Origin of the sequence: Xanthobacter flavus (genome assembly GCF_017875275.1) — a bacterium.
GTDB classification, from domain to species: Bacteria; Pseudomonadota; Alphaproteobacteria; order Rhizobiales; family Xanthobacteraceae; genus Xanthobacter; species Xanthobacter flavus_A.
Genome location: NZ_JAGGML010000001.1, coordinates 3822511 through 3839836 on the forward strand (window position 1 = coordinate 3822511; position 17326 = coordinate 3839836).

At 66.4% G+C, this 17326-nt stretch carries 14 protein-coding genes and 2 pseudogenes; 10 read left to right on the forward strand and 6 right to left on the reverse strand.

Translation table 11 applies throughout. The features are described 5' to 3' along the window. Positions 1 to 159 precede the first annotated feature (159 nt). Positions 160 to 807, forward strand: coding sequence for a Crp/Fnr family transcriptional regulator (locus tag J2126_RS18100; protein WP_209490308.1), 648 nt, complete (start codon positions 160 to 162; stop codon positions 805 to 807). Positions 808 to 834: 27 nt separating this feature from the next. Here J2126_RS18100 and J2126_RS18105 read toward each other — a convergent pair whose 3' ends face one another. Then, positions 835 to 2040 (reverse strand): NnrS family protein, encoded by a 1206-nt coding sequence (locus tag J2126_RS18105; protein ID WP_209488247.1) that lies wholly within the window; start codon positions 2038 to 2040, stop codon positions 835 to 837. A 311-nt stretch (positions 2041 to 2351) separates the two neighbouring features. Between J2126_RS18105 and J2126_RS18110 the strand changes: the two genes are divergently transcribed. Continuing rightward, entirely contained in the window at positions 2352 to 2762 is a 411-nt protein-coding gene (locus J2126_RS18110; RefSeq protein ID WP_209488248.1) for a putative zinc-binding protein, read from the forward strand. Between the two features lie 57 nt (positions 2763 to 2819). Further along, a complete protein-coding gene (locus J2126_RS18115; RefSeq protein ID WP_209488249.1) occupies positions 2820 to 3011 on the forward strand; it encodes an NnrU family protein in 192 nt (63 codons plus the stop codon). 495 nt (positions 3012 to 3506) lie between these two features. Here the strand turns inward: J2126_RS18115 and J2126_RS18120 are convergent, their stop codons facing one another. Further along, a complete protein-coding gene (locus J2126_RS18120) occupies positions 3507 to 4706 on the reverse strand; it encodes an MFS transporter (RefSeq protein WP_245327435.1) in 1200 nt (399 codons plus the stop codon). Then, complete coding sequence (locus J2126_RS18125; protein ID WP_209488250.1) at positions 4706 to 5059, reverse strand: DsrE/DsrF/TusD sulfur relay family protein; 354 nt, start codon at positions 5057 to 5059, stop codon at positions 4706 to 4708. The genes J2126_RS18120 and J2126_RS18125 overlap by 1 nt, the downstream gene beginning before the upstream one ends. 93 nt (positions 5060 to 5152) lie before the next feature. Between J2126_RS18125 and J2126_RS18130 the strand changes: the two genes are divergently transcribed. The 3 genes and pseudogenes from J2126_RS18130 (at position 5153) to J2126_RS18140 (ending at position 8222) form a co-directional block, all read left to right on the forward strand. Then, positions 5153 to 5818 carry an ArsR/SmtB family transcription factor gene (locus J2126_RS18130; RefSeq protein ID WP_209488251.1) on the forward strand — a complete coding sequence of 222 codons (666 nt, stop codon included), beginning with the start codon at positions 5153 to 5155 and terminating at the stop codon, positions 5816 to 5818. A gap of 50 nt (positions 5819 to 5868) precedes the next feature. After that, positions 5869 to 6789: a sulfurtransferase gene (locus J2126_RS18135; RefSeq protein ID WP_209488252.1), complete on the forward strand. Its 921-nt coding sequence runs from the start codon at positions 5869 to 5871 to the stop codon at positions 6787 to 6789. Positions 6790 to 6978: 189 nt separating this feature from the next. After that, positions 6979 to 8222 (forward strand): annotated as a pseudogene (locus J2126_RS18140) (MFS transporter). A 66-nt stretch (positions 8223 to 8288) separates the two neighbouring features. Here J2126_RS18140 and J2126_RS18145 read toward each other — a convergent pair. Continuing rightward, positions 8289 to 9353 (reverse strand): DMT family transporter, encoded by a 1065-nt coding sequence (locus J2126_RS18145; RefSeq protein WP_209488253.1) that lies wholly within the window; start codon positions 9351 to 9353, stop codon positions 8289 to 8291. A gap of 66 nt (positions 9354 to 9419) precedes the next feature. On the opposite strand from J2126_RS18145, the pseudogene J2126_RS18150 reads away from it, so the two are divergent. The 3 genes and pseudogenes from J2126_RS18150 to J2126_RS18160 form a co-directional block, all read left to right on the forward strand. Continuing rightward, positions 9420 to 10634 (forward strand): annotated as a pseudogene (locus J2126_RS18150) (DUF3363 domain-containing protein); the annotation flags it as partial. 25 nt (positions 10635 to 10659) lie between these two features. Then, entirely contained in the window at positions 10660 to 12639 is a 1980-nt protein-coding gene (locus tag J2126_RS18155; protein ID WP_209488254.1) for a conjugal transfer protein TraG, read from the forward strand. A 5-nt stretch (positions 12640 to 12644) separates the two neighbouring features. Further along, a complete protein-coding gene (locus tag J2126_RS18160) occupies positions 12645 to 13073 on the forward strand; it encodes a CopG family transcriptional regulator (RefSeq protein ID WP_209488255.1) in 429 nt (142 codons plus the stop codon). 73 nt (positions 13074 to 13146) lie between these two features. Here J2126_RS18160 and J2126_RS18165 read toward each other — a convergent pair whose 3' ends face one another. Together J2126_RS18165 and J2126_RS18175 are read right to left on the reverse strand one after the other, a co-directional pair. Then, positions 13147 to 14601, reverse strand: a complete 1455-nt coding sequence (locus J2126_RS18165; protein ID WP_348634334.1) for a DUF6880 family protein — start codon at positions 14599 to 14601, stop codon at positions 13147 to 13149. A 285-nt stretch (positions 14602 to 14886) separates the two neighbouring features. After that, complete coding sequence (locus tag J2126_RS18175) at positions 14887 to 15786, reverse strand: HNH endonuclease (RefSeq protein WP_209490312.1); 900 nt, start codon at positions 15784 to 15786, stop codon at positions 14887 to 14889. A gap of 208 nt (positions 15787 to 15994) precedes the next feature. Here J2126_RS18175 and J2126_RS18180 point away from each other — a divergent pair, with 208 nt between their 5' ends. Next, positions 15995 to 17107 carry a Fic family protein gene (locus J2126_RS18180; RefSeq protein WP_209488258.1) on the forward strand — a complete coding sequence of 371 codons (1113 nt, stop codon included), beginning with the start codon at positions 15995 to 15997 and terminating at the stop codon, positions 17105 to 17107. The last annotated feature ends 219 nt before the right edge of the window (positions 17108 to 17326 follow it).

Below are 17326 nucleotides of genomic sequence, written 5' to 3' on the forward strand. Positions count from 1 at the left end.
ACCGGAGGGACAGAGCGGTGCACAGCCTTGAATGCGCATCGACAATGCGGTCTTATCCGCCGGCGCCTTCCGGCGTCCTGCTTCTCTCCGTGCGCAAGGATCACCAACGACGTGGGAATCGATCGCAGCATCCTGCGCGGCGTCCCGCTCTTTGCCGCCATGACCGACACGCAGCTCGACCGGCTGACCCAGCAGGCGAGCGTCCGGCGCGTCCCTCAGGGAGACGCCGTGTTCGAGCAGGGCGAGGCCGCACGATCCTTCTACCTGCTGCTGCACGGCCGCCTCAAGGTCACGCAGGTGACCCGCGACGGCCAGCAGATCATCGTCCGCGTGGTACATCCTGGCGATCTCTTCGGCTTCGCACGCGCCTTGAGCCGGCCGGATTACCCCGGCACGGCGAGCGCGGCGGTGGACAGTCTCGTCGCCGCCTGGCCGACGGAGTCCTGGGACCGCTTCGTGGAGGACAATCCGCATCTTGCCATGAACGCGATCCGCACCATCGGCCAGCGGCTGGACGAGGCCCACACCCGCATCCGCGAGATGTCCACCGAAGAGGTGGAGCGGCGCGTCGCCCATGCGGTGCTGCGCCTGGCCACGCACGCTGGTACGCGTGAGGAGGACGGCCTGCGCATCGACTTCCCCATCTCCCGCCGGGACATCGCGGAAATGACCGGGACCACGCTCCACACCGTCTCGCGCATCCTCAGCGCCTGGGAGGCGAAAGGCCTCGTGGAAGGCGGGCGGCAGAAGCTGCTCGTCCGCGACATGGCCGGCCTGGCGCACCTCGCGGACGGCCGGGAGGGCTGAGCAGCCCACGGGCGTGTCCGCGGCGCATCAGGCGCGGCGCGCCGTGCTTGGCGCCTTCTGGGCGACCTTGGGGCCCGTGAAGACGCCCCAATAGGCGATCGCGAAGCCGATGAAGCCGAACGACCAGCACAGGCCGGCCGCGTCCAGCAATAGAGGCGGCCCGGCGTCCAAGGCGGATGCGATGCGTGCGAGGCTGCCGACGACGACGAGCAGGTAGCAGGCCTGCGTCACCCGGCCCGCGATCAGCGCCCGCCCCGTATGGCCGAGGCTCGCCCGCGACATGACGGCGAGCGTCAAGGTGCCGAAGGCGCCCGCGGTCCAGGCATGGAGCCCGGCCCCCGCCGGCGCCAGCCCGAAGCTGGCCGCGGCCGAAAGCGCGAACCCCAGCGGAACGAAGAGATAGGCGACATGCAGGATAACCAGGAGGGGATTACGCCACGTGCGGTCGCCGGCCCAACGCGCGAGGCGCAGCAGGTGCAGCACTGCGCAGCCCGCGAGCGCCAGTCCGCTTGCGCCGGAGTCCGGACGCACGACCCAAAGCGTCAGCGCAAGGCCGGTCATCACCAGCACCGCCTTGTCGTAGGTGTCGAACGGAACGGGCAGGCGCCCGCCGCCGCGCGGGGCGAGCCAGTTGTTGGTGAAGCTCGGGATGACGCGGCCGCCGATCAGCGCCACGAGCATGAGGATTGTGGCGATCGCGAGCCGCCGCGCATAGACCCCCTCGCCGGCCAGATGCGCCTCGACATGGAAGGCGACATTCGTCGTGCAGAGCAGACAAAGAATTGCGACGACCTTGAGGTTGCGCCAGTTCCGGCCGGCCACGATCTCGCGGATGGCCGCGCCCGCGAGCAGCAGCAAAAAAAGCGCATCCCCCACCATGGCCAGCTCCCATCCGATCCAGGCGGAGGAGGAAACGGCGAGGCGCCCGCCAAGCCATGCCAGGACCAGCACAAGAAGCGGCGTGCCGAGGACGGGTAGACGGCCCGTCCAGTTCGGAATGGCCGTGAGGAGGAAGCCGCCGATGGCCGCGGCCTGGTAGCCGAACAGCATTTCATGGACGTGCCAGTCCACTGGAGCGAAAGCCGTGGGCACGTTGATTATGCCGGCGACGAAGGGAAGCCAGACCAGGATGGCCAGCCCCGCCTGGAGCGCGGCAAGCAGGAACAAAGGACGAAATCCATAAGACAGGAACGGATGGCCATGATAGGTCTTGAGACCGGGACGGGGCGCCATTTGCTTTCAGTCTCCGTGAAAGCGCGTCGTTCCGCGCCAGCCAGTCTCGCCAGGCAGTCCGGCATGCTCTCCGCCGCTTGGTCTCGGCGGCGCATGCCGTCTTCGCTGGTCTCATTGAAAAGCCTAACGGGGCAGCGGCGCGTCCTGCGTGACAAAACGCAAGCTCGCTGAAGATTGAGGGGTTGCCCCGCACTTGATCTGTTTGCGTTGGAACAACGAACGCGACCGAAGATGGCGCTTTCATGAGTAGGCGTTCAGGCCACATGTCAACGACGTCGTTGCGGTGCAATTCTTGAAGACGGGTTTCCGGGATGGACACGAAGGCGCCGCCATCTGAGAGCCTGCCATTGGTTTATTCGTGCTCCGGATGTTCGAGCGCGGCGCAGCTCGCCAATTATCTAGCCGTTCGCCTGGATCGTCTGGGTCATGCGGAAATGTCATGCATCGCAGGGCTCGGCGGCGATATCCCTTCGCTGGTCCGCATCGCGAAGGCCGGGCGTTCAATCGTGGCGATCGATGGCTGCGGGCTGAGGTGCGTTCAGAAGACTTTGGCGCGTCATGGTCTTCGGCCCACGGTCGAGTACGAACTGACGCGGCTTGGCGTGAAGAAGCGCTTCCATGCGGATTTTGAGCAGGCCGAAGCTGAGGATCTCCTTGGGGGGATCATTCACGAGATCGGGGGGCAAGGGGCCGGATACTCCAGGCCCAACGACGATCGATGAGCGATTGATGAGTGGTTTATATCTGTCGCCTTTGTTCTGGGTCTTGAGGGATCGCAGATGGAACTTCTCGTTACATCCCTGATTTTTTTGCTCGCGCATGCGATTTTGTCGTCGGCACGGGTGAGGCGGGCGCTTGTCGGGCAGATCGGCCTTGAGACCTACGAAATCTGTGCTTCGAGCATCTCCTTCGCTCTGTTCGCAGCCTTGATCGTCTCTCTGCAGCGTTTTCCTTTCGATGCACTGTGGTGATGAGCGTCAACGTCTGGCAAAAATTCAGATTCATCATTACACGTCGCCAACATCACCAGAATGGACCATAGCTATACCCAGGAATTTTCCCAGCTTCAGGCCAAGTGGTATCGATTGCGCCCGGGTGGGTGGCGCACGCGACGACGTGCACTCCGTTTTTTCATCTGGCTCTGACTGAGATTTTCTAGCGCCCGCGGCTCCGACGAGGGAGCATATTGCCCGCAGCATCGAGTGATACGCGGCACGTGTCGGATGAAGCACGTGCCAGGCCAACCGGCTTGCGCCAGCGGTGGCTCCCCAGCCTCGAGAGGACGGACCCGCGGGCACTGCGGAAGTGTATCTTCGGCGACCTGCAGGCCTCTGGACGGCTGGTCCTCGCGGAAGGTTCAGGTCCCGAGTCGAAATCGGCGGTTGGAATGTAGCTGAACGTGGCCCGGTTTGCCGCGATTTGTCTCAGACGTCAGGCCTATGTGGTCTGCAGATGACGCAATGCACCTAGCCCCGCCGCTCGCGCCAGCCGAGCCAGACGAGGGCGAGGACCGCGAGGGCGAGCCACGGCAGCAGCACGGCGTTCATGATCTGCCAGCCAAGAAGATGAAGCATGGCGCCGGCGCCGAGCGAGGTCGCCACCCCGACGATGAAGATCACGAGGTCGTTGGCCGCCTGCGCCCGCGCGCGTTCCTCCGGCGCGTAGCATCGTGTGAGCAGCGTGGTGCCGCCGATGAACAGGAAGTTCCAGCCCACGCCCAGCAGAACGAGCGCAGAGGCGAAGGCGAGGAATTGCGTGCCCGATAGGGCGATCAGAACATGGCCCGCCAGCAGGAACGCGCCGGCCAGCATCACCTTGAGCACCCCGAAGCGGGAGATGAGCGCGCCGGTGAAGAAGGACGGCAGGAACATGCCCAGCACATGCAGCTGGATCACCGTCGCCGCGGCCGAAAGGTCGTGCTGATGGTGCAGCATGGCGAGCGGGGTCGCGGTCATGGCGAGGATCATCACGCCATAGCCCGTGGCCGCGCCGAACAGGGCCACGAGATAGCCGGGCTGCCGGATGATCGCGCCCAGCGGTCGCCCGCCGCTCGATGCGCTCTGCGCGGGCCGCGGCACGTCCACGCCCTGCAGGAGACCCGCCGCCAGCAACGAAACCACGGCGAGGATCAGGAGCGAGCCGGCATAGTCAGCCGACAGCAAGGGGCCACCGAAGCGCCCGAGGATAGGTCCGGCGATGGCGGCCACCACCCCGCCCGCAAGAACGAAGGAGATGGCGCGGGGGCGAAAGGCATCGGTGGCCACCTCCGCTGCGGCAAAGCGATAGAATTGCGCGAAGGCCTGGTAGGCGCCGACGAGGCCGGTCCCGAGGCAGAGCAGCGGCAGCGAGGCATAAAAGATTCCGAGCGCCCCCAGGAGGCCGCCGAGGGTTCCCAGCACGGCGCCCGCCACGAAGCCGATCCTTCGCCCCACGCGTGCCATCCACAGGGATGCCGGGGCGATACCGATCGCCGTCCCGAGGAACATGGCCGCCACCGGCAGCGTGGCGAGTTCCGGCGCGGGGGTGATGGCGGCGCCGGCGAGGCCGGCCACCGTCATCACCATGACCGATGCCGTCTGGAACAGCGCCTGCGCGGCGGAGAGCAGCGCGACCTGCCGGATCATGCGGCTTCGCGGCATCGCCTGCGCAATGGCGGGTGCGGTCATCAGAACACCAGGACCTTGTCGGCCGAAACAGTGACGGCCGAGAGTTCATCCATGGTGCTGCGCCGCGCGCCCGGCGTCACATCGGCATCGCAGAGGCCCCGGGCGTCCATGCAGGTGCCGCACAGAAGCACCTCGCCATTGCCGGCTAGGACCCGCTTCAGCATGCGCTCCGCATTGTAATAGCCGTCCGGCGTCTTCTGGCCCGCCTTCGCGGCGGCGACCGCATCCGCCATGAGGAACACGGTGACCCGGTTTCCCGCATCCTGCTTGAGGATGCCGGCGGCGAGGCGCAGGCCGTTATAGACGCGCTCCGTGCCGTAGGGCGGATCGTTGAGGATGAACAGCGCGTGCATTTCCGACTCTGCCGGTTCCCCACGATGCCCTTGCGGCATGGGCAGGATCATTATACGTTCAAATTATCGATTGAATGATGTATCGTTACCATCATGTGCAAGTCAACGGATCCCAAACGCGCTCTGTTCGCCGAGCTGGCCGCGGTGGCGCGCGCCCTCGGCCACGAGCACCGCGTGGAGTTGCTGGAGCACCTCGCCCAGGGCGAACGTAGCGTGGAGGCGCTGGCACGGCTGACCGGGCTCTCCATGGCCAATGCCTCCCAGCACCTGCAGCAGCTGCGTCGCGCGGGCCTGTTGGATGCCCGCCGCGACGGCAAGTTCGTCCTCTACCGGCTGGCGGACGATGGGGTCGTCCAGCTCATGTCGGTGCTGCGGCAGACTGCGGAACGCAACATCGCGACGGTCGGCGCTCTGCTTGCGCGTTATTTCGACGGGCGGGACGGGCTTGAGCCCATCGGCCGCACCGACCTTGTGGAGCGCGCGCAGGCGGGCCTCGTCACGGTGATCGACGTGCGGCCTCGCGAGGAGTTCGACCTCGGCCACGTGCCCGGAGCCGTCAGCATTCCACTTGAGGAGCTGGACGCGCGTCTCGCGGAACTCGATCCGGCGACGGAGATCGTCGCTTATTGCCGCGGCGCCTATTGCCTGCTTGCCGTGGAGGCTGTCGCGCGCCTGCGCGCCAAAGGCTTCTCGGCCCGCCGCATGGAAGACGGCATGCCGGAATGGCGCGCCGCGGGACTGCCGGTCGCGGCGGGCTGACGCTACGCCATCCCCCGAAGTCCAAACCAAACAAAATGGGAGAAACGCCAATGTTCAAAATGCTATCGGGTGTGCTTGCCTTGGGGCTCCTCGCGGCCGTGCCTGCGGTGCCGGCAGCCGCCCTGGACCTTCCCGGCCCGCTGGTGTCGAGCGAATGGCTCGCAGCCCACCAGGACGAGGTCCTCGTCCTCGACGTGCGCAATGACGACACCAGCTACAAGGAAGGCGGCCACCTCATCGGCGCGGTGCCTCTCGACTTCCGCAAGGCCCGTGGCACCACCACCGAACGCGGCGTGGAAATCACCGACATGAACCTCCCGCCCGAGGCGTTCTCGGCGCTCATGCGATCGGCCGGGGTGAACGACGACACCGCGGTCGTACTCACCCACCGGGGGCGGGGCCCGGACGATGCGGGTTATGCCGCCTACGTCTATTGGCAGCTCAAATATTATGGCCACGACAAGGTGGCCATCCTCGACGGCGGGACGACAAAATGGGTGGCCGAGAACCGCGAGGTGTGGGGTGAGGACGAGGCGGCGCAGACCGGGAATTTCAAGGCCCGGCCTGCGCGGCGTGAATTCCTTGCCGACACGGCCCAGATGGAGGCGCTCCAGACGCGCAAGGATGCGGGCATTCTCGACGCACGGTTCTTCAGCTTCTATGTGGGCCTGGAGAAGCGCCCGAACATCGCGAAGGCGGGCCACATTCCCGGCGCGACCCTCTTTCCTTTCGATGCAAACTTCGCTGCGAACGGCACCTATCGCCTGAAGGAGGAGCTTGCCCGCGCCTATGCCGCCGTCGGCCTCGGCCCGCAGCAGGCGGTGGCGGCCTATTGCAACACGGCCCATGTCTCCGCCATATCGTGGTTCGTGATGCACGAACTGCTCGGCTACCGGGACGTCATGCTCTATGACGGCTCCATGCTGGCCTGGAGCAAGCACGGCCTGCCGGTTGAGACGCAGCTCAGATAACGAGGCGGACGGAGCCGATACCCTCGGGGCTTTCCGACCTCTCCCTCGAACTGAAGCGACCCGCGGCAAAGCCCGTCGCGCCACGGCAACCTGACAAGCGCCGTATGACGCAGGTGCGCGCAGCGTATCGGGGCGAGGGCGCACGAGCCCTTGTGGGCGCCGGTCGGGTTCGTCAAGTTGAGAGCCATGATGCCTGTTCCGGCTCAAGACAGCGATAAGCGCCCGTCGATTCCGAGAACCGTCTGGGCGCTCGGGTTCGTGAGCCTGTTCATGGATATCTCCTCGGAGATGATCCACGCGCTGCTGCCCCTCTTTCTCACCGCGACCCTCGGGGCCAGCGTGGCCGTGGTGGGCCTCATCGAGGGGGTGGGTGAATCCACCGCCGCCATCTTGAAGGTCTTTTCCGGCTACCTGTCCGACCGCATCGGCCGGCGCAAGCCGCTGATCCTCATCGGCTATGGGTTGGGCGCCGCGTCGAAGCCGTTCTTCGCCCTCGCTGGCGCACCGGCCATGGTGTTCGCCGCGCGCTTCGCCGACCGCATCGGCAAGGGGATCCGCGGCGCGCCGCGGGACGCGCTGGTGGCGGATGTCACGCCGCCCTCCATCCGCGGGCGCGCCTACGGGGTGCGCCAGGCGCTCGATACGGTCGGGGGGTTCCTCGGCCCGCTGCTCGCCATCGCGCTGATGGCGCTGTTCGCCGACGACATGCGAACGGTATTCTGGTTCGCCCTCATCCCCGGCGCGCTCGCGGTGGCGTGCGTCATCCTGGGGGTCGAGGATCGCGCCATCGGGGAGGAGGGCGCCACCGGCCGTCCGCCGCCGGTGCGGCTCGCCAATCTCCGGCAGTTCGACGGCGCGTTCTGGGGCGTCGTCGCATCGGCGTGGTGTTCACCCTTGCGCGGTTCAGCGAAGCCTTCCTCGTGCTGAAGGCGCACGACGAGGGCCTGCCGCTGGCCCTCGCGCCGCTCGTTCTCGTGGCCATGAACGTCGTCTATTCGCCCGGCGCCTATCCCGCCGGCGCCTGGTCCGACCAGGCCTCGCCCACGCACCTGCTGCTGGTGGGGCTGGCGGTCCTCATCGGCGCGGACCTGATGCTGGCCTTCGCGCCGGGGCTGTGGGGCGCCTTTCTCGGCATCGCCTTGTGGGGGGCGCACATGGCGCTCACGCAGGGCCTGCTCGCCAAGCTGGTTGCCCAGCACGCGCCCGCGACGCTGCGGGGCTCCGCCTTCGGCCTGTTCAATCTCGCCACCGGCATCGCCATGTTGGTGGCGAGCGTCGTCGCGGGGGTGCTGTGGGAGCGGATCGGCTCCGCCGCGACCTTTGCCGCAGGGGCCGGTTTCGCGGTCCTCGCAGCCCTGCTGGTGACGGTGTCCGCCCTGACGCGCCGGGCGGGGCGCGACGACCCTTCTCCTGGCGGCGCGCACCTCCCCTGAGACGCCCCGGCTCCAGGCCGGGCGCTGCCGCGATGGTGAACCGTCCCCGCGAAGGCGCGGACGGCTTTAGGTCCCGTGCCGGTGACGATGATGGAGATCGGGATAGTGCGGGTGCCGATGCGCCAGCGGCGCATGCCGGTGCCAGTGGGTGTGCGGCTCGCCGGGCTGCACCCCCGGTTCGTGCTCATGGCGGTGGTGTTCATCGTGGCCGTGCCGATGCTCGTGCTCCATCGCCTCATGGGCATGGGGGTGCTCGTGCCGCTCGGACAGATGCAGCCAGAGGCCGACCGCCATCAGGCACCCGGCGACCACCAACTGCACCGAAATCGCCTCGCCGAGCATGACGACCGCGAGCACCGCGCCCACGAACGGCGCGAGGGAGAAATAGGCCCCGGTCCGCGCCGCACCGAGATGGCGCAAGGCGAGGACGAACAGAGCAAGACTGACTCCGTAGCCCAGGAAGCCGATGACGCCCGCCGCGAGGAGAGTGACGGCCGAGGGAAGGCCGGCGCCGCTGGCAAGAGCGATGAGCAGGTTGATGGCGCCCGCGACCAGCCCCTTCAACATGGCGATCTGGACCGGATCGGCGGATGAGAGCTTGCGCGTCAGGTTGTTGTCGATCCCCCAGCACAGGCAGGCGCTGGCGATCAGCAGGGCGCCCCATTGCAGGGAACCCCATTGCAAGGACATGCGCCCCTCCCACGACAGGAGGACGGCACCTGAGAGGATGGCGAAGGCACCGAGCAGGAGCCGCCGGTCCACGTTCTCGCGGAACACCAGCCAGGCGATGCCCATGGTGGCGAGGCTTTCCAGATTGAGCAGCAGCGAGGCCGACGCCGCGTCGGTGAGGGACAGGCCGAACATGAGCAGCAGAGGAGCAAGGAGGCCTCCGGCGACGATGACCAGGGCAAGCCAGGGCATGTCCGTCCGCCGCAGCGGCGCCTCGACGGCTGGCAGCCGCAAAGCGGTTCGGGACAGATGTACCGCGGCGAGGCCGAGGCCGGCTCCCAGATAGAGCAGGCCGGCCATCATCCAGGGATCGACGGAACCCAGAAGGTGTTTGGCGAACGGCGTGCTTGCGCCGAACAGGCCCGCCGAGGCCAAGGCGAGAAGGATACCTGTTTGCATCATTCCGACAGTCTCACCGATACCAGCCGACTTGGCCTGGGGGCGTCAACGTGCGTGATGCCCCCAGGCGACCACTGGAACACGGACAATCCCCACCTCCACATATTGGTGCGGGGCCGGACCGACGATGGCCAGGATCTCGTCATCTCCCGCGACTACATCAAGGAGGGCATGCGCGCTCGTGCTCAGGAGCTGGTCACCCAGGAGCTGGGCCTGCGCACCGACCTCGACATCCACCATGCCGTCGAGCGGCAGGTGGATGCGGAGGGCTGGACTCAGCTCGATCGCCAGTTGGTTCGCGACCAGCGCGAGGCCGGTGTCATCGACGTGGCCCGCGATGCCGACGGCGGGCCGGATGCCTTCCTGCCGATGAAGGTCGGCCGGCTGCGCAAGCTCGAGGCCCTCCGCCTCGCCGACGAGATCGGCCCCGGCCAATGGGTCATCGACGAGAAGGCTGAGGCGACGCTGCGCGCCCTCGGCGAACGCGGCGACATCATCAAGCGGATGCATCGGGCGCTCACCGCTCAGGGCATCGAGCGCGGCACGGCGAGCTATGTGCTCGCGGGAGAGAGCTTGGACGGTGCGATCATCGGTCGGCTTGTCGAACGTGGCCTTGATGACGAGCTCAAAGGCACAGCCTACGCTGTGGTGGATGGCGTCGACGGGCGGACCCACCATATCCGACTGCCCGACCTCGATGCGTCCGGCGACGGCGCGGCCGGCTCCATCGTCGAACTCCGGAGGTTTGAGGATGGGCGGGGCCAGCCCCGTGTTGCCCTCGCGGTCCGCTCCGACCTCGACATCGACCGGCAGGTCACAGCTTCGGGCGCCACCTGGCTCGACCGGCAGGCGCTCAGCCGCGCGCCGGCATCGCTCTCCGAAGGCGGCTTCGGCGCCGAGGTGCGTGAGGCTATGGATCGCCGGGCCGACCACTTGGTCCGGGAGGGGCTGGCTGAGCGGCAGGGCCAGCGCGTCGCCTTCGCCCGTGACCTGATCGAGACGTTGCGCCGGCGAGAGGTGGAGGCACTGGGCGAGAAGCTCGCCGCCGAGACCGGGCAGCCATTCAACCGTGCCGGGACTGGAGAGTACGTCACCGGCACCTATCGCCAGCGCTTCGCCCTGGCCTCGGGGCGCTTCGCCATGATCGACGACGGCCTCGGCTTCCAGCTCGTGCCGTGGACGCCCTCCCTCGAAAAGTAGCTCGGCAAACACATCTCAGGCGTCGCCCGGCCCGATGGCGGCATCGACTGGTCCTTCGGCCGCACGCGCGGCCTCGGCCTCTGACCTCAAGCGCAAAAAGGACCGCCGCATGTCCGCGACCAAGATCCTCTGGGGCCAGATCCTCGCCGTCTTCGCCATCGTGCTGGCCACCACGTGGGGGGCGACGGAATATGTCGCCTGGCGGCTGGGCTTCCAGGACCGGCTCGGTCTGCCCTGGTTCGTGCTGGGGCACTGGCCCGTCTATCACCCGCCGGCCTTCTTCTGGTGGTGGTATTTCTACGACGCCTATGCGCCGGCCATCTTCACCGAGGGTGCGCTCATTGCCGCCTCGGGCGGGTTCCTGTCCATCGCCGCCGCCATCGGCCTCTCCGTCTGGCGGGCGCGGGAGGCAAGGCGGGTCGAGACCTATGGGTCCGCCCGCTGGGCCGAGCCGGACGAGATCCGCTCAGCCGGTCTCCTCGGCCCCGATGGGGTGGTGCTCGGCCGCCATGGCGGGGACTATCTGCGCCATGATGGACCCGAGCATGTCCTGTGCTTCGCGCCCACCCGCTCCGGTAAAGGCGTCGGCCTCGTCGTGCCCTCTCTGCTGACCTGGCCCGGCTCGGCCATCGTCCATGACATCAAGGGCGAGAACTGGCAGCTCACCGCCGGCTTCCGCGCCCGGCATGGCTGCGTGCTGCCGTTCGACCCGACCAATGCCAAGTCCTCCGCCTACAACCCGCTGCTCGAGGTGCGCCGCGGTGAATGGGAAGTCCGCGACGTCCAGAACATCGCCGACATCCTCGTCGACCCCGAAGGCTCGCTGGAAAAGCGGAACCATTGGGAAAAGACCAGCCACGCGCTGCTGGTCGGCGCCATCCTCCACGTGCTCTATGCCGAGAAGGACAAGACGCTCGCCGGCGTCGCCGCCTTCCTCTCCGATCCGAAGCGGCCGATCGAGACCACGCTCGACGCGATGATGAAGACCGCTCATCTGGGCGAGGCTGGCCCGCATCCCGTCATCGCCAGTGCCGCCCGCGAGCTGCTGAACAAATCCGACAATGAACGCTCCGGCGTGCTCTCCACCGCCATGTCATTCCTTGGCCTGTACCGTGATCCGGTGATCGCCGAGGTCACGCGGCGCTGCGACTGGCGGATAGCCGATATCGTCGGCGGGAAAGCGCCGACGACACTCTACCTCGTGGTGCCGCCCTCCGACATCAACCGCACCAAGCCGCTGATCCGTCTCCTCCTCAACCAGATCGGCCGGCGCCTGACCGAGGACCTGAAGGCGAAGGTCGGACGCCATCGTCTGCTGCTCATGCTCGACGAATTCCCGGCGCTCGGCCGTCTGGACTTCTTTGAGTCTGCGCTCGCCTTCATGGCTGGCTATGGCCTCAAAGCCTTCCTCATCGCCCAGTCTCTGAACCAGATCGAGAAGGCTTATGGCCCGAACAACTCCATCCTCGACAACTGCCATGTCCGCGTGAGCTTCGCCACCAATGACGAGCGCACCGCAAAGCGCGTCTCCGACGCCCTCGGCACTGCGACGGAGATGAAGGCGATGAAGAACTATGCCGGGCACCGGCTCTCCCCCTGGCTCGGCCATCTCATGGTCTCGCGCTCAGAGACGGCGCGCCCGCTTCTGACGCCCGGCGAGGTGATGCAGCTTCCGCCTGCGGACGAGATCGTCATGGTCGCTGGCACGCCACCGATCCGGGCGAGGAAGGCTCGATATTACGAGGATGAGCGGTTCAGGGAGCGGGTGCTGCACCCGCCGGAGCTCCAGGCCCCTCGCGATCGTCAGCCCGACGACTGGAGCGTCTTTCCGCTGCCGGTGCCGTCACAGCTCAACCTGATAGTCGAGGGAAGCGACGATGAGGACACCACGGGTTCAGAGCAGCGGCGCCAGCCGGAGCTGGCGCGGGTGGAGACGCTGGAGGCGCCTGCGCAACCCCGCAACGAGTTCGAGATCGATCTGCTCGATGAGACCGACGACGACGTGGCCCGGACCAGTCGCATGACCCGTCTCATGCAGGGCGTCGCGCGTCAGGTCGCGCTCGATCCCAACGACGGCTTGGAGCTATGACGGCGATGGCTCCACGCAAGAAGAAGGCGCAGATCTCGGTCTATCTCGATCCGGACGCCATGGCGTTGCTCGCAGATTATGCCGCGCGGCGCGACCAGCCTCAGTCCCTGATCGCCGAAGCCGCCATTGCATCGTTCCTGTCTCCCGACGCAGCCGAGCGGCGCGAGGCCGCGATCGCCAAGCGCCTGGATCAGCTGGACAGACGGATGACGCGGATGGAGCGCGACGTCGGCATCTCAGTCGAGACGCTGGCCGTGTTCATCCGCTTCTGGCTGGCCACCACGCCGGTATTGCCCGAGCCGGCGGCACAGGCGGCCAGGGCCAAGGCGGGGGAACGCTATGAGGCGTTTGTCGCGGCACTGGGACGGCGGCTCGCGAAGGGACCGAGATTGGCGCAGGAAATCACCGAAGACATCTCAGATTCGCGATCCTGATGGTGAGCGCCGTGTCCCATCACAGAATGGCCTTCTCGGTCGATCGGCATCCGCCTGGCAACGGAGGGGGGTGTCAACGTGACTTCACCAGCGACCAGAAGCCGGATTTTCGGCCATGGGCCTTTTCCAGACCGACGCGGTAGTCGCCATTGCGCCCCCAATCCTTGAGCATGCCGGCCTCCGCGTCTGCGCCGACGGCCAGTTCGTCGAGCTTGCCGAGGTAGCGCGCCGCATGCGGATAGGCCTTGGAGCGGGCACGGGCGAGGATGTCGTCGAGCAGCGCCCGGTACAGGATGGTGGCGGCCAGCGGATGATCTGCCGCCAGAGCGTCGGCGACCGGCGGCAACATGTCATACTGGCGGCCGTCCCATTTGCCCCGGCGCTCGACCACCAGCCTGGCGGCGAGATCGAGCCGCGGCCATTCCACCAGGAATGCGAGCGCGTTGTAGATGTGTTCAGAGGCCAGCGCGTGGGCGAAAGCCCGGTCGAGGGTGGCAAAATCCTCGAAATCCGGCACGGCGGCAAGGTATTCGCGTAGGATGCCGGCATGAAGCGTGGCCTCGAACGCCGACCAGCGCAGCGCCTGCGCCTCGTCTTTCCGTCCGACCGCCTCCAATATCTTCGCCTCGAGGCCCGTGCGCTGCGAGAACGGGTCGGTGTCCGGTGCCAAGCCATCGGCGAGATCCTCGGCCGACAGATAGGGGAGGCCACGGGATGTGGGACGCCGGATCCAGTCAAGCGCCTCCTTTGTCCGGCCGGCCTCCAGCAGGCGCGTGGCCATGCCGATGGTGTCCTGAAGGTTCGGATGCTTCTTCGCCTCCAGGGCAATCAGCCCGTCGAGGTCGCCGAGGCTGTCGGCGATGATCTGCCGGATCTCGCGAACTTGCGAGGCGTTCGAGTAAAAGTGGCGATGCGCCGCCTTGGCGTCCTTCGCCTCCTCACCGCGCTGGCGGGCGGCGAGATCGGCATCCCAGGTGCGAAGCGCCTCTTTCGGCAGATGGTCCGCCACCACCTGCGCGACATCGGCCAGATAGCCATGGGAGCTGTTTCCCAACACGGCCATGACCCGTGCCGGCAGTTCAGCGGCGTCAGCCTGCGCAAGCTTGGGGGTCAGAGCGCCAGCGGCGGCGATGGCCTGATGATAGACGTCCTGGATGCGGCCGGACGAATCGTCGATCCGCTCGAACACGCTCTCATGCGTCGCGATGAAGCGCAGCAGGCGATCGAAGGCCATGGCGGGCGAGGCGTCTCCCAACGCATTCGCAATCACCGTGACCGTCGCGGCGAGATCATCGCGAAAGGCCCGCGCCTTGTCCCAGTCGATGAAGCCGCGCGCCTTCTCCAGCGCACCAAGACGCCGATCGACGATCCTGGCGATGGCGTCCGGACCTTTCTGCCCCGCCAGCGCCGCCGAGACCAGCTTGCGGAACGCCGCGCTGCGCTCCGCTTCGTCCAGCACAAGCCGCGCCAGCTTTTCGGCACCCAGGGCCGTCAATGCCTCTATGGAAAGTGCTGGCTTTCGCGCCATGGCGAGGATTTCCGGCTGTGTTCGACCAGACGGATATGTCCTGATCTCCGCCGAATGTCGACGACTACCGGGTCGAATGAATCCGCAAGCCTGGACGCATGACCGTGACGTGCTCGCGACCCATATTCTGGAACAGACCGGGTCCTACGAGCAGGCGAGCGACGCCATCAAGGACAGGCCGGACATGGTGGCCAAGCATTACGGCCGGTTCGTGCCGCAGGACAAGGCGGCCCTCTCCGCACCTATACTCAACAGGGTTGGGAAGCGGCATAGGAAGCCCCCGCTTCACGGCTTGAAACAATGCTCCCTGTGCCAGCGCAGGAAGTGGGGATGGGGCCGCTCGATCAGCCTGCGGGGCGCAATGGCGCGGCCGTCTTTGTTGATGAAGGCGCGCACGCCGTCGGGATCGTTGGTTTGCCGGGAAATGAGGATGTCCAGATCATCCGAGAGGCTGATCAGCCCGCGATCGAACATCCAGTGGGCCGTGCCCGACAGTGCCAGTCCGTTGCTGACGATGTCGGGGCCATTCGCTTCCACCGGGCGGATATGCGCCGCGGCCACCTCGGCACGCCCGCCGCCATTGATCAGCTTGAGCCCGCTGATGGCGCAGCGCTCGTCATAGGCGCGCAGCACGACGCGCCGGAAGATGCGGTCACGGACGATGCGAGAGGACAGAGCCTCGACGCGCTCGCGGGGCTGCTCGAACGCGAATGGCGCCTGTTCTTCTTCAAAGCCTGAGAGGGACGCGCCCCCGTCGACGCGGGGCAGCAGCGGCTCGCTATCATTCAGCCCAAGAGTGACGATCCGGTTGAAATCGCCCGGCGAGAGCGGACGCACGGCGGCTTGCGCACGCCCCGACATGCGCCCGTCCGCGTTCAGCACACCGCGTTCGACCACGCCATCCGCATCGGTGAACGGTACCGGGCTGGCAAAATCGAGATAGCTGCCCGGTTCGATGAGAGCGAGATACATGCCCGGAGCGGTGGGGTCGGGAACGACGCGCTCGACCCTGGCGATCGCGAAATAGCCGCGGGTCTCCGCCACTTTCCGGGGTTCGTAATAAACGATCCAGTCGCCGACGCAGGCCTCGACGCGTCCCAGATATGGGCGCGGGAACTGATACCGCTCAGCCGGGCTGTCGTCATAGATCGAGTCCGAGCGGTGAATGAAGACGCCGAATCCCATGTGCCATTCCTGATCCTCAATCGATCGTAGCGCACATTGGGTATCGCTCGGCAGCAGGTGGACCATTCACCCCTTGGTCGCGCGCGTCACGTTATCGACCCGGCATCACGCTCTCAGTTCTCCCTCGCGCTGCCATGAGCGATAGGACGGCTATCTATCAATCACAATTCCGCTATTATATGAGCTATAGAAAGGAATTCTATCGCTCATGGTGTGGAACTGGACGCAGCACGGCTGGCCGCATTTTGCCTATGATCCGGTCGCCCTCGAACCGCTGGAGCGGCAGTTCCTGCTGCTCACCGGCGAGGTGATCGGCGCGGTTCGGCATGTGAGCGACGGCGAGCGCGACCTGCTGCGGATCGAACTCCTCAGCGACGAGGCGGTCAAGACCAGCGCGATCGAGGGGGAGATGCTGGATCGCCTCAGCGTGCAATCCTCCCTGCGCCGTCAGCTCGGCCTCGACACCGACAATCGCAACGTGAAGCCGAAAGAGCGTGGCATCGCGGAGATGATGGTCGATCTCTATCGGAGCTGGGCCGATCCCCTCGACGCCGACATGCTATTCCGCTGGCACCGCATGCTGTTGGCGGACAGCCGGCATCTGGAGACGATCGGCGGCTACCGTCGCCATGAAGAGGCAATGCAGATCGTGTCCGGCCGCCAGGATCGGCCCACCGTGCATTTCGAGGCGCCGCCATCCTCTCGAGTTCCAGAAGAGATGGTCGCCTATCTCGCCTGGTTCAATGGCTCGGCTCCCGACGGTGAAACGCCCTTGCCGGCGCTCACCCGGGCCGGGATCGGACATCTTTATTTCGAGAGCATCCATCCCTTCGAGGATGGCAACGGCCGTATCGGCCGAACCATGGCGGAAAAGTCCCTCGCCCAGAACATTGGCCAGCCGACGCTGATCGCGCTTGCCCATACCATCGAGCAGCACCGCAAGGCCTATTACGACCAGCTCGAGGTCCATCAGCGGACGCTCGATGTCACGGGCTGGCTGGTCTATTTCGCCGAAACGATCATCGCGGCCCAGCAGACGACGCTCGGCCGCGTCGCCTTCCACATCGCCAAGGCGCATTTTTACGATCGCTTCCGCGACATGATGAACGAACGGCAGGAGAAGGTGATCGCCCGCCTGTTCCGTGAGGGCCCCGGCGGCTTCACGGGGGGCATGAGCGCGGAGAACTACATCGCGATCACCGGCACCTCACGCCCCACCGCCACGCGCGACCTGCACGATCTGGTCGAGAAAGGTGCGCTGACGCGAACCGGCGCGCGCCGATACACGCGCTACCATCTGAATCTGCCTGGAACAGCTTGAAATCCATGATTTCACGAGAGATGTAGAGCCACAAGAGCCACAATCGAGCTCTGTCGGCCAACCGGAGGCAGCGGCGAAGGGTGTCTGACCTGTAGGATGCGCCAACTGCAGGCATTCGCTCGCATGCCATCTCCGGACGTTCGTAGCAGGTCATCAAATCGGGGTTCCGTTTCGCCTCATTGACGAGGACTTAGCCGCGGAAGCAGGGGAGTGAAGTCG